The following is a 21,368-nucleotide window of genomic DNA, read 5'->3' as shown; positions in this document are numbered from 1 at the left end:
GGATTGAACAACAGATTGGGACGGCATCGATTCATCCGGCGATACCCGGATCCACTGGTAGCGCACGTAATTGACGGCAGTGAGGTAATCTCACCAAGATTCTGGTTCGTTTGTTGAGCCGCGAAGCTGCTCGGACGAGCGCTGGTCGATGTACTGGGGAGTGGTGCGACCCGGGGAAAGATGGGCGGGGAGCCCTTGGTAGAACTGGATTGCGAAGATCAAGTCCGGACCAGAAGGCTCCCCGTGATTGCGTATCGTGCCATGCTCGATGTCCCGCGTGAACTGGCCCTCTACCTCAGCCGGCTGCTGCACGCCGAACGCCGCCGACGCGGCACCCGCAAGAACAGCAGGGCGTTGACCTGCTTTCGCCACGCGGTGCTGGGCCTGCGCTGGTTCCGGCAGAACACCGACGTCCCCGCCCTGGCTCGCGATCACGGCATCTCCCGCGCCACCGGCTACCGCTACTTGGATGAGGTCGTCATCGTGCTCGCCGAGCAGGCGCCGGACCTGCATGAGGCCCTGCAGCGGGCCAAGGATGAGGGCACGGCCTACGTGATCCTCGATGGAAAGGTCTTCTCCGCCGATCGCTGTAGCGAGAAAACGTTGAGCGTGAAAGGCGAGCCGATCGACCTGTGGTACTCCGGCAAAGCCCGCGAGCACGGCGGCAACATCCAAGCGCTGTGCGCGCCGGACGGTTTTCCGTGGTGGGTCTCGGATGTCGAGCCCGGTTCACTCCATGACTTGACCGTGGCGCGCGAGCATGTGCTGGGTGCGCTGTACTGGGCCGCCTCGCACCTTGATCTGCCGACGCTGGCCGATGGCGGCTACGACGGTGCCGGCATCGGCGTGCACACCCCGGTCAAACAGCCTGCCGATGGCCAGGTCCTCGACGTGGACACCCGCACACGCAACGCTCTGCTGCGTGGCCTACGGTGTCTGGGCGAACGTGGTTTCGCCCTACTCACCGAACGCTGGCGCAGCCTGCGGCATCTCACCGCCAACCCCAGCAAGATCGGCGACATCATCAAAGCCGCCCTTGTCCTCACGCATTTCGAACACGGCAAGATCGCGTGAAAGTCGCTGAGATCACCTCAGTGACGGGCGCGTTGGCGCATTCATCCCGCGTTCAGAATTCGCTCCGGCAAGGGTTTGTAGAGAGTCGACAACCCGGTGAATACGCCCAGCGGATCGACGACAAATCTCACACATCGTTCACCAACGTCAGCGCACTCCACCCGAAATGGGTGCTGACTGCGCTGATCGATCAATCCCACCGTAGCTCGATGTAGGGCGGGTCCTCTCAAACCGCGTGAGCCCGATTCCAGATTTCCTGGAAGCGGGGCGTTGCGGCGCTTTCGCCGGCGATCGGGCATTCAGCGGCTCGGTAACAGATCGGTTCTTATACCCCATGGGTATTATTGAAGTAGGTCGGGAATTGACACAATCCGACGATCGATACCCCTTTTCCTTCCTCAACCACAGCAAGGAGTTCAACAGAATGGCTGTGCGCCGCCGCTTCAAGCCGGCCGAACGTAAGGCTTTCGTCTCCAAGACGGAGGTCGAGTGGCTCAACGGTTCCCACTGGCGTCCAGGCGTCATCGTGGGCTCGTTCGAGACGGACGCAATAGGCTCGCCGTACATAGGCGTGCTCAACAAAGGCGCTACTCGGACCATTGCCGACGGTCAGTACGTGCGGGGATACCCAGGTGGAATCAGGCTCCCCGAGGGAGTGGCTGCGCCAGGTCCTTCGGTCTCGACCGACACGCAAGCGGCCTCCGTACATGAGGAGGATCGACAGGCGGAGCTGTTCTAGGTCGGTGATCAAATACTCCTCCGCGACTGTGGCCCGGACACCAAAACCGTCCGGGCCACAGTCATGTGCCCGTGCCACAGCTTCGTGATGCTGGCGTCATGTCGATGGAGTAGATGCCTTCGTGTCACCGCACATCTGCACGCGCTTGGGCACAAGTCTCAACGCCCCACACCACCAAACCGGCTATCGGCGGCAGGCTGCGAACCGAGGCACTACGCCAGGTGAGAGACGCGCCACTACGCTGCGGAACAAGCTACGAACTCCACAGATTATTGTGCGTCTGCCCGTTCCGCTCGAACCTTGCGGATGGGCAACTTCCTGATCTGCGGTTCGCAGGGTAAGTCTGGACGACCGACGACAACTTGTCCAGACATACCTTGCGAAATCGAACGCCGAAGAGGTGAACGGTGATGCCGCGCGGCGGGCCGTGCTGGCGTGGCCGATCGTGGCACCCTCCTTTCCCGGAGATCGGCCGGGACGAGTTGTTCCGGTTTTTCCCCCTCGCCCCTGCCGAGGTCGCGTTCGTCGATCCCGGCCGCAGTCGAGGCCCCGGCGGACCGGCTCGGTCTGGCCGTGGCCCTGTGCACGTCGCCGTGGCTGGGTTTCGTGCCAGACAAGGTGTCTCCACACTGGAGCTCAAGGAGCTGGCCCGCCGTGAGGATCGCGACCCAGCAGCCACCCACTGGAACTTCGACCGCGCGGTGACCATGCCTACGAGACCACCGGCGGCGAACCGACACCGGACGACCTGCGTGGTGTCATCTCCTCGGCGTGTCGGGGTACTGACTGAAGTGCAGAGGTGAGTTCGAGGTCGCCTTTCCGAGCTTCCCAATGCCATCCGGATCATCACGTCGCTCAAAGTCTATCGACTCGGCTGGTAACCAGCGTGAATAACGCTCATAAGATCACCTCATTCCGGCTCGGGTTTAATCTTTTCATTGAATTGCTCAAGGTAGTCGTCGCCATAGTCGACCATGATCATGCCGTGGGGGTTGGAGTGGGGATTGAAGGCGTTCTCCAGGGCTACGGCGACAGCGATAGGCTGCTTGCGGTAGCCGCCATACTTATCCGGCATTTTAACAATAAAATCGATATATTGCGCATTAATGGAATCGTGATCGTAGGCCGCCTTAGATGCGAGTGTACCATCCGGCCTGAAAGGAGGTGCGAGAGCAGTGTTGGCGAACGGCATAGAGTTGGCCGCTCCCTCAGCGCTCATAGTGCTGCGGCGACTGTTGGATGGATGGAGATCCATGGCATAGGCGGGGAACCTCACGTAGGTCTTTTCCCAGGTCTCACGAGCACCTGGTTCATCGAGCACAGCACCCATATATACACCCAGAATCTGTCCGTTGAGCAGGGATGGCCGATCTTGGGCAGGCGCTGCGGGCCACTGGACGAGGAACACTCCCCATTGATCGATCAGCTTCCGCTCGTGCGGGCGGCCGTGCTGTTCGGTCAGGAGATCGGGGCGCAGAACAGGCGACTGCAGTGGTTCGCCTCTGGTTAACCGCTTGATCTCGGTGGCCACGGCCTGTTCCAGCCGTGGCCACACCGCCGTCAGTTCCCTGACCGCGGTGGTCGGCAGCCGGGAGTCGTCGGGATCACGGGCGATTCCTTTCAGAAGGGCCTTACTCGACGCCATTGTCGCGGTGATCTGATCGACACGGGCCAGGACTGCGGGGTGCACGCTCCCGTCTGGGGCGGCGTAAGGCTCGTACACCCGGCGCATCGGGTCGTGCGGGGAACGCCAGGGGAAGGCGTAGTCCATCTCGGGCCTGACCCTGAGCTTGTGCTGTATGGTCACAGTCCGCAGGATCCGGACCTCGTCCTCGTCGTCAGTGGGTTCGTGGGGGTAGACGGTGTCGGTCGCGATCCGCCCCTGATCCAGCTCCACGCGCTGAACCGTGGGCTCGCTGCGCGCGGGCCGGGGGTGGATCCGGGGCGGCTCAGCCGGGGCAGCCTCAGCCATCTGGACGTCAGGCCTTTCGGCTGCCGTGGACATGGCACGGACGCCCAGGTAATGGCCGCCCGCGTCAAGTGTCCGCAACAGCGTGACCTGGACGCCGTTTTCCGGGCCATAAGTGGCCGCGTCGCGGCCGTTCTCATCCACCACTGTCAACCGCAGCCCTAACATATGAGCCAGCGCGTACGGGACAAGGTCGGCGGAATCGTTCATGTATACGCCGCGTTTGCCAAGCGCTCGGACTGCGTCCTCGTAGGACTGGTTGGGGTTCCCGTGGAAACCCTGCAAGCGCGTCTCATTGGCCGCCAAGTAATCGGCGGCCCGCTGCCGCAGATCCGACACTCGTCGCCTGAGCTCGACGGGTTGCAAGGGCTGATAGTCCGGCCTGGAAACCAACACCGCCTCGAACAAACAGTCCCCATTAGGGACCGTATCCACCGCCTCCAATCCCCGCTGAGTCAAAATTTCCCGCTGGGCTACGGTCGGCGCCGGGCGAGTCCGCAGCTCACTCGACGACCCCACCATCTCCATGTCAATCCCAGGACGGACCTCCTGTGCGCCACGTCCAACCCCGGTCAGACCCGACTTTCCCCCTCGTGGCCGATATGGCGTTTTGGCGCTTTTGAGTACATCTCGCACGATCGCTTTAAGGGATTCTTCGCGCCCCCGTACATGATACTTCTCGCGCAGCTGAGTGGAAACGTACCCGAGGTTCGGGGTTTTCGTGGTTTTGAATTCGTTGTGGAAATCCTTCACGACATCTCGAGTTAGATCTATAATGTTGGGCCTGTGCGCATCGAGTTCTGCGTCCCATTCCCCTAGCTGTCGCGCTTGCTTGCGGGGTGCTTTCGCTTCGCTCTGCTGGGGTGCTCCCGTCTCCAGAACAATCTGGACGGGCTGTCTCGGATTGGTGTTGCCGAGGCCGTGTTGGTGTGCTGAAGGACGATATGTTTCGAGGCCGGGGTTTAGTTGGGGTGGCGCGAGCCTGGTGCCGAATTGGTTGCCAAGCCACTGGGCTAGTTGTGTGGCTGATTGGATGTTGTTCGTGTGATTCAGTTCATCGGCTATGACCAGGCGCATGTATTCATGCAGTTCGAGTCGCCGCCGCGTGTCCACTGACATTTCGGGGTGGGGTTGTGGTGGTGCGGTTTGTTCCCTGGCGAGGATCTCGTCGGCCTGTCTCTGCAGGTGGGTCTGAACCTCGGAGGGCTGTTTCGTTATTGTGTTACGTGCGAGACCGGCCTGATGTTGCAACGTGTTCCATCGGGTGTCGACGATGGAGTGCGCGATTCGGTCTGCGAAGTCATTAACGGTCCCCTTGGGTGTAGCCATGTCCGGAGCAAACAAATTCGGCAATACTTGATGTATTGTGCGAGTGAGTTCCTTCTCCGTCGCTATCCCGAAACCTCGGTTGGTGAGCCTGTTGTCGATCCAGCCCCTGCCGAAAACGATCGCCGCCGCGTGATGCAAGGGATTCCCCGGCGGCAGACTGTCCTGATCTGTTGCTGGCAAGGTGGCGACACGATTTACGTAACTTAGGGCGGCGTCGACCACCTCCGAAGGTACATTGGTTATCTCGCGGGCTTTGAGCACGGCCTGAAGATTAATTAACATTTGCGTCGGGTCCTGGAACACTGACTGAGCGGGTGGGTATTCCTGGACATTCTGGGTCGAAGCAAGAGTGGCGGCGCGCTCCCTGCGATAAATTTTCGCAGGGTGTTGACTCTCCGGCCTCGCGTGGTGAGCTTTTGCGGGCTTCTGGCTCTGCGGCCTCGACACCAACCCTCTCAGGAGGTGTTCCTTAAATTCTACTGTTTTCCCTTCTACTCCCTGGTTTCTCATTGCCAAGATAATGTCGTCCCACCCCGGGGCTCTTCCTTCTTCTGCGCGGTATTCTTCTCGGAATTTCTCGATCATCTCGAGAATCTGAGGTTTGTGCTCTTCTCTTGCCGCGCTCAACTTCCGCGGCCACGACTGATTGTCGCGTAATTCCGGCGGGCCGCTCTGCGTCACACGCGCCGGCGGATCGACCTCCGGTTGTGCGGATGCGCCCGGATAACGCGGTCGCTCGGCACCGACCGGCTCGCCGTGACGCACAGGACTCCCCCCTGACGAACCCGCAACACGCCCTCCTCCAGCCACATCACGTGAATACCCAGCAGCCTCGGCAACATCAACATCCATAGGCCCTCGACCAGCGGGAGCCGTCGTGGACGACGTATCCCACCTGGCAGGCGTGCGCTGTCGGGAGGGCCCGGCTGATGCCCGCTGGTGGGGCCTGTCCAGCTCCTGACGATTGACCGGCATGCCGCCGGGCACACGCGGTCGGGGTCCAACGTTGCCGTGGGTGAGCAACATGTGTGCAAGATGGTCGGCGAGTTCGGCGGCGGTTTTCGGCCGGTAGGTGCGTTGCGCCAGATACCACCGAAACATCTCGTCGACCTGTGCCGCATTGACCGTGCCGTCCTGCCAACCGGAATTCTCCTTGCCCAACCTCAGGTTCACGTCATTGACCACATCCGTGGCTATCCAGCCGTCTTGTTGGATCAGCCGGACGTCGTCGAACTCGGTCCCGGTATGGGGCCCGAACAGTGCCTGTATGCCAAGCTTGTCGGTGAGCGTGATATCGAGCTCGCTCAGAACAGTCTTCGCATCCAACGCCTCAGATACGTCAACATCGACCAAAGTCCTGATGTCCTCATCGACATCGTCCGCGGCCTGCCCCGGCTGACTGATGTAGAAAGATTGCGACGCCGTCAGGGGTGAGTCACCAGGCTGCTGGTCCTCGACACTCGCCGTGTCCTGATCGGATATGTCGAACTCGTAGACAGTCTCACTGTCCTCAGACCAGCCAACATCCCGTACCCACCCGGTTTCCAGACCAGGCAACCCTTCAACATCGACTACGGGCATATCCTGCTCAGGGCCGCTTGTGATCAGGTTCGCCGGGTTCGGTGCCCCGGAAGGGACGATCGCCGCACCGGGTCCAGCATTCACCGTCGCCGACCCAGCACCGTCCGACCCAACAACCGCAGAAGCCGACTCACCCGACACCATCGACGGAGCGACGGAAACCGCGCTCTTCGGACTACCGACGCCGACGTTCAGACCACCGGGCACCATGTTCGGTCCGGCAACAGCGGAATTCGGCCGGTCGTTAGCGGTGTCCTGCTGTTTCGGCACCGGGGTGATGGTGACCTGCTGCGGGTCTTGCTGGAGCGTCACCTCAGACTGCTTCACCACCGGCGCCGTGGCGTTCTGGTTCTCACCGGCCTCGGTGTCCACATCGAACGCGTCTTCGCCGCTGTAGAGGGTTGCGGCGTCGTCGTCCCAGTCGAGGTCCACTTCGATGGTGGGCAGGGTGCCGCCCACGAAGGCGGTCTCCAGACCCGGGAGGCCGCCTTCGTCCATCTTCGGGCCGTTGGCGTTCTGGGACGCGGGATTCTGCGCCGATGGCGTGGCGGTGGGGCCAGTGTTGGCTGCTGGATTTGCGGCTGTGTTCTGTCCAGCGCTCGCGACCGCTGGACCGTTGTTGCCGGCATTCGTAGCCGGGCCGTCGGACGGTTGCGCGACGTTGGCGGGGTTCGGACCTACGGCCGACGTCGTCGGAGGGCTAGTGCTTGGACCGTTGACCGTGGTGTTGGGATTGCCGTTTGCAGTGGCCTGCGGACCCGAGGACACCGCGGGACCGTTGTCGGAATCCAGCCCTGCCAGTCCGTTCGCACCCGCGGGCCCATTTCCCGGTACGTGCGAAAGCCCATTGGTCGGGCCGGCGCCGCCATGCAGCGTGGCCGGTGACAGGGTACCGTCCGCGTTGCGTGGCAGGGTGTACAGCCAGTTGTCGGTGTCGTGCACAGGCAGAGCGAACATGTCCGCGCGCGTCACATAATCGGCCATGCCCGGAGCGACGGCGGTATAGGCGGCGCGCTCGGCTACGGTAAGTGGTCGCCAAGCCCCGTCGGGCGGGGCGGGTTTGTCCACCGACAGCGACCAGGCGAGTCGTTCTGTCCCATGCGGATCATCAGATGGCATCAGGCTGTGGTGTGCTACGACGATCACATCCTGATCCACCGGCGTGAGCCCCGAGAAGTCCTCGGCATGCTCACGCAACCGAGACCCCAACGATTCCGGCACCACTTGAAACCGCCCTACCCACGTCTGGGCCTTCTGCACCGCGCGGTGCACCTCGTGGTCTGTGGAGTCCTGCGGGGCCTCGATCCACGCGCGCCGGAACTCCTCCAACACCACCCTCCGCCGGGCATCCGATATCGCCACCAGCGACGACGGCTGCGCGATCTGGGTCGTCGGGTCGGCTGTGGAGTCCGTGACCCGCATGTCGATGTTGACACCGTGGTACCGCGAAAGGTCCTGGTCCACTTGAGTCGACGGGCGTTCCCACCACCGGCCCTGGACGGGCACGCCCACCACGGCACCGCCCACCGCAGCATCGGCCGGCTTGGACCGCCGGATACCGGAGCTGTCGACAGTGATCCACGTACCCGGGCCGGTAACCCGCACCGCCGGCTGATCGACCCCGGACTCGGCGCGAACGTCGCCGAACCCGAGCCTGCCCTGCGGCGCCGACACCTCGAACCGCGGGAACTTCGACCGCACCGCCCACGCGAATCCGTCAACGAATTCGAAACCAGTGTCACACGCGAACAACCTCGCCGGACCGTCGGACAGCAAATCCAGCGTCAGCATGATCTGCGCGAACGTCACCGGATCAACCGATAGCGACTCACCTGTGACTGACACCCGAACGCTGTCCGTACGACCATGAACATCGATGGTCCGCTCACCAGGAGCAGCCGTTGCCCGAAGGAACTCCCACGCGCCCGGCTGGTTGTCCACAAAGGACACAACGTGGTCATTGATCCGCTTGTGCCACACCTGCCGAGCGTCGAACCAACGAACCTCGTTCGCGTGATTCACACCCTGATAGATGTCCTCCCCCCACCGGACTGGCACGATCGTCAAACCCATATTGGACTGATAGGATTTTCCGGAAACAGGGAGCATCCGCGCCACAGGCGGCGGCAGAACAGCTCGGCGCACCACTTGCCCGCTGCCCGGGTCAGTCTCCGCGATGATGACCCCACCCAGCTCGGGCAGACCCGGTGTATGACGCAACTGCATGAGCGCGGCAACCCAGACAAGATCCGCGTTGCCGGCGCCTTGGCTCGCCCGCACCTGCTCCGCGGCGGGCAGCAAGTTCAGAATGCCGGATGAATCGAAGTCGCGAACCAGGGTCTCGGACAGCGAGACAGCACGGTCGACCACCGAGTACAACGGAAGTTGCGCCGCATAATAGGCTCGAAGATCCGCATCTTTGTCGGACCAATCGTGCATGGCATCAAGCACGTCATGAATGACAGGGGCCTGACCAGGAGATGTGCCGCCATACGTAACCCATCTCCCTTCCTCTATCTCCAAGTAACGACGACCCGAGTCATCTATGTTAGTGCGCACAAGCCCCGTTGAAGCATGGACCATAATACCCGGATAACGCTTATTGAATTCTTGATAGAAAGCGGATGCCGTGCCATCGACCGTAAACTTCGCCGACCTGCAGACCACCAAGGTGACAGAGCGAAACCGCCCACTGTCCACAAACGACTGAAACTCCGCAGAGGCCATGACCAGGCGAGCGAATACATCACCCGCGACCAGCAGTTCGGTCCGCGCGGAACTTCCCTCGCCCGGCTGATCGACCAAACCGTCCACGGGTCCAACCGACACCTCGGCCTGCCTCGCGTTGTCACCGTGAGTAACAACAAGGAAGGTGCCTTCCCCCGTCACACCAGGTGAAGGCATAGCCAGGGACACCCCCGGGCCAAGAGTACGGACTTCCTCGCCCGAGTACATCCGGTGGCGCAGTTCGGTGAAACCCGAATCACGCTTGGAAGCGAATTTCGTATCTTCCATGAAATCCGGATCGTTCCCGTAGGACAGGCCTACAACGAAACCATCCGGCCCGATGAGCGAACGAGCACGAACCTGCGCACGCGTGAAGTAATCCGTTACCTCAACATCGTCGATGCCCGGGTAAACTTCCTGCTGCGGTGTCGCGTGCGATCCGTCCGTCGTATGCCTGGCATACAAGTGGTCGAACGCCCCGCGCAAATAGACAGCCAGCTGGACAGCATTCCGGTCCGGGTTCAGTTGACCCTCATCCATGAACAGCTGATCGGCGACCATATTGACTACACCGGCGTAAACGTCCATACCCGAATCGCCATCGACGAGAACACGGCGCGGACCGTGATAGGCCACGACGATTTCCTCCGCCTGGGCAATCTGGTCCGCCAGAGCGTGGCTGTACGACTCGACGCGGACCATTTCTTCTTTCCACGCCTCGACGTCGGAGACATCGCGTGGCCAGTGGGCCGGACGACCAGTCACCGGCCCGTCGTCAGTCGACATGTCATCGTCCGTCGACCTGCCATCCGACATGTCGTCGTCAACCGACATGCTCCCGGCCGAGGACTTCGCAGGCGACTGTCCCATCGACGGCCCGACATCGCCCTGGCCCACGTTCCGGGGTTTGTCCTGATCGTCCTGCGTGAACTCGGTGGCGGTCGCGGGGTGCTGAGCTGTGTCGGTGAGCGAGCCGGTGGCCGGATCGACAGGGGCGGATACCATGCCGAACTGTTCGCGGTAGTGGCGCGCGTACTCCTGTGCCGCGGTAGGTCCTTGCTCGGGGGACGGGCTGGTCTGCGGGTTCGGTTCGGCGCCGGTCCCGGTGGCGTTGTCCTCAGTCCTGTTGTTGACGGTCTTGTTGTTGACGTCGTACTCAACCATGACAGGGAAGACCTGGATCGGCGGGACGTCGAACACCATCTCGGTAGTGGGTCGCTGCTCGAGCAGGTCACCGAGTTTGTCCCTGAGCACAGCGTCGAGCTTGTCGAGCCCGAGCTTCGAATCCACGCCCTTCGACACGGGTACCTCGGCCAAGGTCTTCGTCTCGGCTTCGTCGTCGGGGTCGCTCGTGGTGTTCGTCTGCTTCGGCGCCTGGGTGGTGACGGCCTGCTGGGAAGCCTGGTGCGGGGCCTGCTGGACTGTTACACCGGCCTGTTTGTCCCCCGGCACGGTGGTGTCCTGGTCATGCTCGAACGTCGTGTCCGTATCGGACCCGTCGTACAGGGTTTCGTCGTCGGCCCAGGCGACGTCCACCTCGGTCCTGTTGTCGGACTCGGGACTGACGCCCGCACCCGCTGGGACCATCGGCCGCGGCAGTTCGGACTCCCGGCGGACCTGGTCGGCCGATTCCTGCGCGGGGCGCAGCCCGGAATCCCGATCCATGTCAAGCTTGGTGGCAGACGGATCCTGTACCGCGATCTCAGTCTCAGTCCGAGTCTCAGTCTTCGGCGTGTTCTCGATGTTCGGTGCCGTGGTCTGCGGGTGGGGTGTGCCGTCGGATGTCGGCCTGGCGTCGACCATGCCGGGCGTCTCCGTCTTCGGCGCGATGCCGCTTTCCAGTTGCGCACCAGGGTTCTGGGTCGCGGCGGTCGTCACCGTGCTGGTTTCCGGGGCCGTCGCCGGCCGTGGGCCGGTGGTGGTCTCCGGCTTCGGCGTCGAGGCTGATTCCGCTGTCGCTGTCGCGGCCTGTGGGGTGGCGGACGCACTGGACTGCAGCTGCTGGGCTGTCACATCGGACTGGCCGTCCTGCTTGTCCTCGACCGACAGCTGGTCCTTGTCGCCGGACGTGTCGACGTCGACCAGTGTGGCGGTGTCGTTATCACCGACCACCCGGGTCGCGATGCCGTCGTCCACGTCGCCGACGAGCGTCCTGGCATCACCATCGTCCACATCGGACACAAGGTGGTCCGTGGCCGCCGGAACCCGCACAACGTCCTGCCCGGACAGGCCTTCCAGCCCCGGCAGGCCTTCCGGCCCGGACCCGGTGGTGCCCAGGCTCACCGGACTGTGTACCGACGAACCGTGTGACACGGTCGGCACCGGCCCCCGCGCCACGGGGCCGGTTTGTTCAGCCGTGGCCGGGGACTGCACACCAGCTGGTCCACTGCCCGACGCACCCGTCACGGCACTGGATCCCGCGTTCACCGCCGGACCATCGCCCGACACACCAGGCCCGCCGTTGACCGCGCTCGGCCCACCCAGCGACCCACCGGGATCACTCGACGAACCACTCAGCTCACCGGCGCCAACCGTCCCACCCAGGCCACCCGATGACACCGCAGGACCAACCGGACCCGAGCCACCACTAGATCCACCAGGGCCGCCGGGTCCACCACTCGACAGGGTGGCCGGCCCGCTGACCGGCCCACCGACCACACCACTGGGACCACCCGACGGCGCACTCGGCCCGGACGATCCGTTCGTGCCTCCTGACGGCCCGACCGATGGCGCGACCGGACCGCCACCGGGAGCGGGCGGCGCCAGCGGACCTGAACCTGGCGAAGCCGGCGGCGGTGTGACCGGCTGACCATCCGGCCCCACCGGACCGTCGCCACCACCACCAGACGCACCACCGCCCAGCGGCTGATTGTTGCCGCCACCACTCGTATTCGACGGACCACCAGCCGGACCCACCAGCCCCGCAGGGCCCGAGCCGCCCATGCCAACCAGACTGTCCGGATTGGCCAATGTGGGCGGCGGCACCACCTCCCCGCCGTGCAACCCCGCCTGCTTCTGCCGCTCGTGGATGGCCTCGCGGGCCTTCGTCTCCACCTCATGCATCACCGGGTCAGTGAACGTACTGTTCACAACACCAAAACCAATATCCAACGGCGAACCCCCAACAGCCATCCCCGCACCACCGGCCGCGATCTCGCCCGCCCACCCGGACTGCATCCCGTTGACCCGGTTCTTGTTGTGACTCCCTTTCAGACCCGCTTTACGGCCAGCACTACCCGCCGCAGAACCAGCCCCACCACCGACAGCGCCGATACCCGCCCCGGTCCCCCAGTTCTTGAGATCCACCCGGCCCGGATCGGCCAAGTTGTCGGCAATACCACCCTGCGCGAACTCCTCGCCCGCTTCCTCCGCCGCCTCATCGACGAACCGGCGACCGGTATACCACCAATTGTCCGGCGGAATCTGCTTGATCAGTTTCGGCACGGCGAACCCAGACGTCGGAATATCACCCAGCCCCTTGGACGCCACCTTCACAAAGTCATCGAAACCCTGAGTCATCGCGGTAACCGCGACGTTGTCAGCGCCCCTCTTAACGCCCTCCCACGCGATCCTCGCCGCAATAATCGCCGCCGTCTTGTAGCTGATGCCCATCCGCACCAGCCGCACCATCAACTGCCCGAGCGCGAACACAAACGGCCACGTCGCCCACAGAAAGATGGACGCCGCGATATACGCCAGCTCCGACACCGTCCAGACCACCTGGACATAAATCCCGTACCGGCCAGAGTCGATATTGGTGGCCTGCTCGTCGAGCTTCCACGCCTGCAAATTCGCGATCTCCGCGAGCGCCTGCCCCCGGCCATCACTGAGCTCCGCCATATGCACACGGAACTTCTCCGCCACCTCGGGACTGACACTGTCCCCGACCCCGTCCACCAGACGCTGCAGACCCTCGCCCGCGCTCAGAACCCGCTGCGCGTAAGCCCGATACGCCACAGCCTGCTCACGCATCAGCTCGATCTGCCCAGGCGGCAACGGCCCACCCGCGATCAGGATCGGTAGGCCCTGCCACCCATCCGGAACGAAATGGCTCTGGTCACCTGACGGTTCAGACATAACAACTGATCCCACTCACCGCGCAGGTGGCGCCTCCAGCCGCCGGAACGCAGGAAACCCGCACGGCACACCACCTTCACGTCATGCTCAAGGGATCACTTGTCGAGCGGCTCTACCTGCGCACTCGCTCGCTTCAGTTCCGTATTGCTCAAGAACGGCTCCATAGCCGAGGCTTTTGTCACCGGAACCGCCTCGGCGCCCGCATCCGACAACAGCACGCGGGTGTGTCGCAGGCTCGACCGGAATCGGCTCATACGAACTCCTTGGTCATCGTGTCCAGCACGACAGCCGCGAGTTCCGACGGCGTCAACCGGCGATACGCCGTCAACGGGCACTGCCCATCCCACACCAGACCATGTTGACCAGCAGTCACCGACACCCCCTGCGCGGCGCAGTGACGGTCACCTCGATCTCGGCCATCCCGCGTGCACATCGATCGCTTCTCGACGACTCCGCCGAAATTCGTCCAAGGCCTGCTGAAGCTACTGTTCAAGGGAAGACGACATAAAACCACCTCAATCGACTACACGCACCAGTAAACAACCAGAACGGGCCAATGGGTATAAGAGGTGACCAGCGCTTGCGTGGATGCTGCACGTGCCCCCGACAGAAATCGAATCTGCAACACGGTTTAAGGAATGAATTCTTCTCCGCCGTTTCGCTCGCATCCACCTGATCATTTGTTTTTGGCCAACTCGCACCACGGCCGCCAGCGTCGTCGTTAGTCTCCAGTTCGCACCACGATCCACGCCACGGCTCGCAGTGTCTACAGCGGATGCTTATGTTGTACGAGTTAGACGCCACTCAGATCACCGCAAGAACTTCTCAGCGCGGTTGGCATCGTTCGTCCAGCAGTGGCCAGGCGAGGGTACGTAGGACGTAAATCTGCGACGGTCGAAGAAACTAGGCCGAAACGGTGTAGTCAGAGCCATTGTTGCACAGCTTGAACGACGTCGTATTGGTCGTCGCGGCCTGCGCGGTTCCCGTAAGCCCCGAGGGCGAGGGCACTAAACACGACCGCGGCGGCGCCTGTGCAACTCTTTTAGTTACTGAAGACATAATTTGAGATTTCCTCTTCAGTAGAAGTGAAGCGATCCGGCAAATATTGCGATCACAGAATCGCGGCAAGTGAAGTCGCCACGCAATGCATCGGCCGCAACAGTGCCCATAAATACATCTCGAACTGCCCATATAGACGGCGAGACGTATGTCACAGTTCCGAACGATCGCCGAAAAGATGCGAGAGACCACTCCCACGAGCACCGAGTTGCCGCTAATGTCGGACAACCAACTCTGCCACGACAAGGCGCTGGCCAGACGTCGCGACGGGCATGTTACGCCTCTGAACTCGCCTGTTCCCGCCGACCTGGATCTATTCGTGCAATTTCCTCAAAGAGCAAGGCCCTTTTTGAGCAACCAGATTTGTGCTCACGGGTCGGCGTTGTGTTCTTTGGTCGATTGATCATCAACCAGGCAAGCCTGACAGCTAACCCAGGTGTTTCACGCGGATAGCCGCGACACGAGCCGTAGATAGAACGAAGTGCCTGCCCTGTAAGGGAAACTGGGACTTGTCTAGGGTCCAGGTTCTCGAACGGGAAGGCACTTCGCGGATGAAGCGTATCGAACGGTCCCGCCGGGTCAAGGTCAGCGCGGACGGTACGGGTGTCGTGTCGCATGCCGGGGTCGGAATGCTGCGGGAACTGGCCTGGGATACCGGGCTGGTGAGCGGGATCAGCACTGCGCTGGCCGACACCTATGCCGGACGGTGGCAGCACGCGCCAGGCCGGGTGTTCACCGACCTGGCGGTCGCGATCGCAGATGGCGGCGACTGTGTCTCCCACATCGAGGTGTTCGGCGACCGGCACGAGGTATGCGGGCCGGTCGCGTCGATGCCGACCACCTGGCGGATGCTGGACCGCGTTGACCCGGCCCATCTGTCCAGGGTGCGTGCCGCGCGGGCAGCGGCACGGGAACGGGCCTGGGCCGCCGGCGCCACCCCGGACCTGACACAGCTGCTGCGGATCGATTTCGACGCCACAGTCACGATCTCGCACGCGGAGACCAAGCAAAACGCGGCGAAAACCTGGAAACGCACGTTCGGGTTTCACCCGTTGCTGGCGTTTCTGGACCGCCCGGAGGTCTCCGGCGGCGAGGCCCTGGCCGGGTTGCTGCGTCCGGGCAACGCGGGCAGCAACACCGCCGCCGATCATGTCACCGTGCTGGAGCAGGCGTTGGCCGCCCTGCCCGAGCACGCCCGGCCTCGGCCGGGTGACCCGGACACGGTGCGGGTGGTGGCCCGCTCGGACTCCGCCGGCGCCACCCACGCCTTCGCGACGGCGTGCCGGGATCGTGGGGTGTGGTTCTCCTTCGGGTTCCCCGTGGACGCCCGCATCCAGGCCATCGTGGATGAGGTGCCCGACCAGTGCTGGCAATCCGCGATCGAGTCGGATGGCGGGATCCGGGACGGCGCCTGGGTCGCCGAGGTCACCGGCCTGCTGGACCTGACAGCCTGGCCGGAAGGCTCCCGGGTGCTGCTGCGCGCCGAACGTCCCCATCCCGGTGCGCAGTTGCGGTTCACCGACGTCGACGGGCACCGGATCACCGCGTTCATCACCGACATTCCCGAGCGGGTGATCCCCGGTCAGAACGCCGGGCTGGAGCTTGACCACCGCCAGCACGCCCGGGTCGAAGACCGCATCCGGGAAGGCAAAGCCGCCGGGCTGCGTAACCTTCCCTGCCGGGGGTGGGATGAGAACGTCGCCTGGCTGGAAACCCTGCTGGCAGCCACGGATCTGGTGTGCTGGGCCAAACTGCTCGGGTTCACCGGCACACCGGAGTTGGCGCATGCCGAGATCGCCACCTTCCGCAATCTGGTGTTGCACGTGGCCGCCCGCATCACCCGCAGCGCCCGGCAGGTCCGCCTCCGTATCGACCGGACCTGGAAATACGCCGATGCCATCGCCGAGGCGTGGTTGAGGATCCGTGCCGCGTTCACCTGACCCGTCCACCCTGTCCCGACGACCCGAAAGACCCCGGAGCGGCCGACACGACAGCAGGTCGGCGGCATGCTCGCGCCTATCTCTCGAATCGCTCGCCGCGAGATCAACCAGACTCAACACAAGATCATCCCGGGATCACATGAAACACCTGGGCTAACCTGCCTGTATCAGGTAGTGAGCCTTTCCGCGTAACCTTTGGTTGCTTTGTGTGATCAACTTCTGGCTGGTCATGTGGTTCGGCGGTGCTCGTGGTAAAGCAGGACCAGAGCGGCGGCGACGATGTCGCCAAGTCGCCAGGGGCAGCCGCGGTAGCGGCGGAGGGCTTTGTAGGTGGTCTTGAGCAGCGAGTTGGCGCGTTCGCCAGGCAGCGTAGGCCCGCCATGGATGGCGTTGTAGGCCTGCTGGTCGATGGTGAGTTGTCCGTCTTTCGGCTTCTTGAACGGGATGGTGAAGGTCTCGGGTTCGCCTTCGTAGCCCAGATCGGCCAGCGCGAGGGCACCGTGGCTGATCCAGTCGGTGATCCGGGCCAGTAGGTCGGGGTCGGCGCGGGCGACGCTGGTGTCGTGTTCGCGGCCGGGCCGCACGCCGGAGGTCCACAGTGGCCACCCGTCCGGGGCGGAGACGACCTGGATGTTCCCGCCGTGATGGTGGTGTTTGCCGCTCCACCACAGGTCCACCCCGGCGTGGGGCCCGGTGTGGAGATCCGGTCGGTGTAGATCAGCGTGCCGTCCACGATCACATGCGAGTGGCCAGCGGCTTTCGCCGCCAGCAGCGCACCGTGCAACGACGGCCGGCGCGCGGCGAGTACCGCGATGCCCTCGTCCCGATACTCGTACGCGGTCGACACCGCAATGCCGTTGTCCCGGGCCAGCGCCGACATCCGGGCATCGTCCAGGAACCAGCGCAGCACCAACACGGCCTGCTTGTAGGTGCCCAGCACGCGGGTTCCCTTGCGGGTACCACGCCGCAGCCGCTCGGCGTGCAGCAGACCGACAGGAACAAGACACTGTCCTCGGACACCTCCAGGACAGCGGTGTATGCGACACTCATCCAGCGCAGAACCCTCTATGAAGTTGATCTGTGGTAGGACCACCTTCATACCGGGGTTCTGCGCTCTTCTGTTGTATAGCAATGGATCCAGCGTGTCACCGAACCACCGCACGAACCATCGCTACCCACAGTCACCAACGGTTACGCGGAAAAGCTCATTCAGCTCAGAGGGAAAGACACGACTCGACGTTCAGAAAGTCGGGCCGTCATGGCCACATTCACCACCGCAGGAACTGGGCCCGTAGGCCAGCTGTCCAGACGTTACAGCCAACTCCAACTCTCCAACTCGCTATCCGGACAATCCTAGACAAGCCGTCCTGACACGCCATCAACCAACAATTATACTCTATCCAACATTCCCGAAGACATGCGATTTCCGAACCAAACATGCCCTTTTGTATGCGCCCAACTGCCCGAAAATACTTTTGACCACACCTGGAGCTCGCCACGCAAACCAACAACCCAAAATAAGTACGTTCCACGAGGTCGGGCAGGGGGGAGGCAAAGTCCATCACCCAGTTCATAGCGCGAGCACGGTCTAGGACTGTAATGCGGAAGAGTGTTTTCCGACCATGCTCCACCGAAACTGAGTATGGTCATACCGAAGTATCAGAAGCCACGGTGCGCAACCAATTCTAACCTCGGCCTTTCGCGCAGTATTTAGTTGATCTTGCTTGTGGTTTTGTCGATCTTGCCGTGAGTGTTTCCGACTGTGAGCGTGGCTAGCCCGCCGACCTGCTTGTGTCGGCCGCTCCGGTTCTTGCCGATCGTAGGGACAGGGGTGCGGATCAGGTGAAGGCGGCGCGGATCTTCAACCAGCCCTGGGCGATCGCGTGGGCATAGGCACAGGTTTCATCGATGCGGATCCGGACTTGCCGGGCACCACGAGTGATTCGGGCGCCCACGTGCAGCACCAAGTTCCGGAACGTAGCGATCTCGGCGCGCGCCAGCACGGGTGTGCCGGTGAAACCCAGGATTTTCGCCCAACACACCAGATCAGTGGCCGCCAGTAACGTCTCCAGCCAGGCGGTGTTCTCCGCGAACCCACGACAGGGCAGGTTGCGCAGGCCGGTGGCCTTGGCTTGGCGGATGCGGTCTTCCACCCGGGCGTGCTGGCGGTGGTGCAGTTCCAGACCGGCGGTCTGACCGGGGATGACCCGGTCGGGGATGTCGGTGATGAACGCGGTGATCCGATGCCCGTCCACATCGGTGAACCTCAACTGGGCGCCGGGATGGGGACGTTCAGCACGCACGATGACCTTCGATCCGGCAGGCCAACTCGACAGGTCGAGCATTCCGGTGATGTCGGCGACCCAGGCACCATCCCGGATCCCGCCCGCACGGTCGATGGCCGATTCCCATGCCTGGTCGGGAATCTGATCGACCACGACCTGGATGCGGGCATCCACCGGGAACCCGAAGGAGAACCACACTCCCCGCTCCCGGCACGCCTGCGCGAACGCGAGGGTGGCACCGGCGGAGTCCGAGCGGGCTACCACCCGCACCGAGTCCGGATCACCCGGACGTGGCCGGGCATGGGCGGGTAACGACGCCAACGCCCGCTCCAGCACCGCGATGTGGTCTGCTGCCGTGTTCGACCCGGCGTTACCCGCCCGCAGCAGGCCCGCCAGTGCTTCGCCTCCCGAGACCTCTGGGCGGTCCAGAAACGCCAACAACGGGTGAAAACCAAACGTCCGTTTCCAGGTTTTGGCCGCGTTCTCCTTGTCCTCAGCATGGGAAATCGTGACCGTGGCGTCGAAATCGATCCGCAGCAGCCCGGTCAGGTCCGGGCCGGCACCCGCGGCCCACGCCCGTTCTCGGGCCGCCGCCCGCGCGGCGAGTATCCCCGGCAGATGCGCTTCGTCGATCCGGTCCAGCATCCGCCAGGCGGTCGGCATGCTGGCCACCGGCCCGCACACCGCATGCTGGTCACCGAAGACCTCGATGTGCGAGACACAGTCGCCGCCATCGGCGATGGCCACGGCCATGTCGGCGAACACCTGTCCTGGTGCATGCATCCACGGACCGGCATACGTGTCGACCAACGCCTCGTTCACCCCCGCGACCAGGCCGGTGTCCTGGGCCAACTCCCGCAACATCCCCACCCCGGCATGCGACACCACACCACGCCCATCAGCACTGACCTTGACCCGCCTCGACCGCTTGCTACGCTTCACCTACGGAGTGCCCTTCTGCTTGGGATCTGCTGTCATCGCAAACAACAGTTTCCCTTGCAGGACGGCACTTCCGTGCATCTATAGCCCGTGTCGCACTATTTCGCGCGAAAGACGCAGGCTAGATCAACTAGCCCAGGTCTTTCATGTGGTGTGACGCAGATCGTGTCCTTGAATGCGCGAAAGTGCCTGTCCTGTAAGGGAAACTACGGATTGTCTAGGTCTGTAGTGGTCCTCACGGGAAGGCACTTTGCGGGTGAAGCGTAGCAAGTGGTCGAAGCGGGTCAAGGTCAGCGCGGACGGTGTTGGGGTCGTGTCGCATGCCGGGGTGGGAATGTTACGGGAGTTGGCTCAGGACAGCGGCTTGGTCGAGGGTGTGACCGCCGCCTTGGCCGATACTTATGCCGGTCCGTGGCAGCACGCACCGGGCCAGGTGTTCGCCGATATGGCGGTGGCCATCGCTGATGGCGCCGACTGTGTCTCGCATATCGAGGTCTTCGGTGACCAGCACCAGGTGTGCGGGCCGGTGGCCAGCATGCCGACGACCTGGCGGATGCTCGACCGGGTCGACGCTGAACATCTGCCAGGGGTGCTCGCGGCGCGGGCGGCGGCGCGAGAGCGGGCGTGGGCCGCGGGTGCCGGCCCGGACTTGAGCGATCTGTTGGACATCGATTTCGATGCCACGGTCACGATTTCCCATTCGGAGGACAAGGAGAACGCGGCGAAGACGTGGAAACGGACGTTTGGTTTTCATCCGTTGCTGGCGTTTCTGGACCGCCCGGAGGTCTCGGGTGGCGAAGCGCTGGCCGGTCTGCTGCGTCCGGGGAACGCGGGCTCCAACACGGCCGCGGATCACGTTGCGGTGCTGGAGCAGGCGTTGGCCGCGTTACCTGCCCGTGCTCGGCCGCGTGCAGGTGATCCGGACTCGGTGCGGGTGGTGGCCCGCTCGGACTCCGCCGGTGCAACGCATGCGTTCGCGAAGGCGTGTCGGACGAAGGGAGTGTGGTTTTCCTTCGGGTTCCCGGTGGATGCCCGCATCCAGGCCGTGGTTGATCAGATTCCCGACCGGGCTTGGGAAGCGGCCATCCAGCGCGATGGCGGGATCCGTGACGGTGCCTGGGTCGCGGATGTCACCGGGATGCTGGATCTGTCGGCCTGGCCGGAGGGTGCGACGGTCATCGTGCGTGCTGAACGCCCTCATCCTGGTGCCCAGTTGCGATTCACCGATGTGGATGGGCATCGGATCACCGCGTTGATCACCGACATCCCCGACCGAATGATTCCCGGCCAGACCGCAGGGCTGGAACTGCACCACCGCCAGCACGCCCGGGTCGAAGACCGGATCCGGGAAGCCAAGGCCAGCGGCCTGCGGAATCTGCCCTGTCGCGGGTTCGCGGAGAACACCGCCTGGCTGCACACACTGCTATCGGCTACCGATCTGGTGTGCTGGGCGAAAGTACTGGGTTTCACCAGCACGCCCACGCTGGCTCACGCCGAAATCGCCACGTTCCGAAATCTGGTGCTACACGTAGGCGCCCGCATGACACGCGGTGCACGGCAAGTCCGTGTCCGCATCGACGAAACCTGTAAGTACGCCAAGGCTGTCGCCACGGGCTGGTTGACGATCCGCGCCGCGTTCACCTGACCCC

11 protein-coding genes and 1 pseudogene are annotated in these 21,368 nt (G+C 63.4%); 7 read left to right on the top strand and 5 right to left on the bottom strand.

Annotated features, from left to right (window positions below):
• Window positions 1-243: 243 nt before the first annotated feature.
• The 3 genes from LWC34_RS26665 to LWC34_RS26655 all read left to right on the top strand — a co-directional run bounded on the left by LWC34_RS26665 (window position 244) and on the right by LWC34_RS26655 (window position 2,616).
• On the top strand, window positions 244-1,074 hold the full coding sequence (locus LWC34_RS26665; protein ID WP_233722716.1) for a transposase family protein: 831 nt from the start codon (window positions 244-246) through the stop codon (window positions 1,072-1,074).
• A 235-nt stretch (window positions 1,075-1,309) separates the two neighbouring features.
• Window positions 1,310-1,813 (top strand): hypothetical protein, encoded by a 504-nt coding sequence (locus LWC34_RS26660; RefSeq protein WP_233727868.1) that lies wholly within the window; start codon window positions 1,310-1,312, stop codon window positions 1,811-1,813.
• A gap of 410 nt (window positions 1,814-2,223) precedes the next feature.
• Complete coding sequence (locus tag LWC34_RS26655; protein WP_233727867.1) at window positions 2,224-2,616, top strand: hypothetical protein; 393 nt, start codon at window positions 2,224-2,226, stop codon at window positions 2,614-2,616.
• Between the two features lie 107 nt (window positions 2,617-2,723).
• Here LWC34_RS26655 and LWC34_RS26650 read toward each other — a convergent pair whose 3' ends face one another.
• Window positions 2,724-11,084, bottom strand: a complete 8,361-nt coding sequence (locus LWC34_RS26650) for a hypothetical protein (RefSeq protein ID WP_233728962.1) — start codon at window positions 11,082-11,084, stop codon at window positions 2,724-2,726.
• 67 nt (window positions 11,085-11,151) lie between these two features.
• On the opposite strand from LWC34_RS26650, the gene LWC34_RS26645 reads away from it, so the two are divergent.
• The gene (locus LWC34_RS26645; RefSeq protein WP_233728961.1) at window positions 11,152-12,228 is read left to right on the top strand and encodes a hypothetical protein; all 1,077 of its coding nucleotides are present in this window, start codon (window positions 11,152-11,154) and stop codon (window positions 12,226-12,228) included.
• Window positions 12,229-12,476: 248 nt separating this feature from the next.
• Window positions 12,477-13,442 (top strand): hypothetical protein, encoded by a 966-nt coding sequence (locus LWC34_RS26640; protein ID WP_233728959.1) that lies wholly within the window; start codon window positions 12,477-12,479, stop codon window positions 13,440-13,442.
• Window positions 13,443-13,591: 149 nt separating this feature from the next.
• Here LWC34_RS26640 and LWC34_RS26635 read toward each other — a convergent pair whose 3' ends face one another.
• Window positions 13,592-13,750 carry a hypothetical protein gene (locus tag LWC34_RS26635; RefSeq protein WP_233724675.1) on the bottom strand — a complete coding sequence of 53 codons (159 nt, stop codon included), beginning with the start codon at window positions 13,748-13,750 and terminating at the stop codon, window positions 13,592-13,594.
• On the bottom strand, window positions 13,747-13,869 hold the full coding sequence (locus LWC34_RS57105; RefSeq protein WP_284051426.1) for a hypothetical protein: 123 nt from the start codon (window positions 13,867-13,869) through the stop codon (window positions 13,747-13,749). Before LWC34_RS57105 ends, LWC34_RS26635 begins: the two co-directional genes overlap by 4 nt.
• Before the next feature lie 1,237 nt (window positions 13,870-15,106).
• Between LWC34_RS57105 and LWC34_RS26630 the strand changes: the two genes are divergently transcribed.
• Window positions 15,107-16,495, top strand: a complete 1,389-nt coding sequence (locus tag LWC34_RS26630) for an IS1380 family transposase (RefSeq protein WP_233723285.1) — start codon at window positions 15,107-15,109, stop codon at window positions 16,493-16,495.
• A gap of 227 nt (window positions 16,496-16,722) precedes the next feature.
• On the opposite strand, the pseudogene LWC34_RS26625 reads toward LWC34_RS26630, so the two are convergent.
• A pseudogene (locus LWC34_RS26625) lies at window positions 16,723-17,545 on the bottom strand (transposase family protein).
• Window positions 17,546-18,333: 788 nt separating this feature from the next.
• Window positions 18,334-19,722 carry an IS1380 family transposase gene (locus LWC34_RS26620; RefSeq protein ID WP_233724823.1) on the bottom strand — a complete coding sequence of 463 codons (1,389 nt, stop codon included), beginning with the start codon at window positions 19,720-19,722 and terminating at the stop codon, window positions 18,334-18,336.
• 253 nt (window positions 19,723-19,975) lie between these two features.
• Between LWC34_RS26620 and LWC34_RS26615 the strand changes: the two genes are divergently transcribed.
• On the top strand, window positions 19,976-21,364 hold the full coding sequence (locus tag LWC34_RS26615; protein WP_233726051.1) for an IS1380 family transposase: 1,389 nt from the start codon (window positions 19,976-19,978) through the stop codon (window positions 21,362-21,364).
• Window positions 21,365-21,368: the final 4 nt, after the last annotated feature.

Source organism: Kibdelosporangium philippinense (assembly GCF_021390435.2).
Classification (GTDB): Bacteria; Actinomycetota; Actinomycetes; order Mycobacteriales; family Pseudonocardiaceae; genus Kibdelosporangium; species Kibdelosporangium philippinense.
This window is presented reverse-complemented; position numbering and strand designations above follow the sequence as displayed.

Excerpts from the sequence above, each read along its gene's own strand:
- LWC34_RS26655 (WP_233727867.1), top strand. The coding sequence starts at position 2,224 with ATGCCGCGCGGCGGGCCGTGCTGGCGTGGCCGATCGTGGCACCCTCCT.
- LWC34_RS26650 (WP_233728962.1), bottom strand. The coding sequence starts at position 11,084 with ATGGATCGGGATTCCGGGCTGCGCCCCGCGCAGGAATCGGCCGACCAG.
- LWC34_RS26640 (WP_233728959.1), top strand. The coding sequence starts at position 12,477 with ATGCATCACCGGGTCAGTGAACGTACTGTTCACAACACCAAAACCAAT.
- LWC34_RS26635 (WP_233724675.1), bottom strand. The coding sequence starts at position 13,750 with ATGAGCCGATTCCGGTCGAGCCTGCGACACACCCGCGTGCTGTTGTCG.
- LWC34_RS26630 (WP_233723285.1), top strand. The coding sequence starts at position 15,107 with ATGAAGCGTATCGAACGGTCCCGCCGGGTCAAGGTCAGCGCGGACGGT.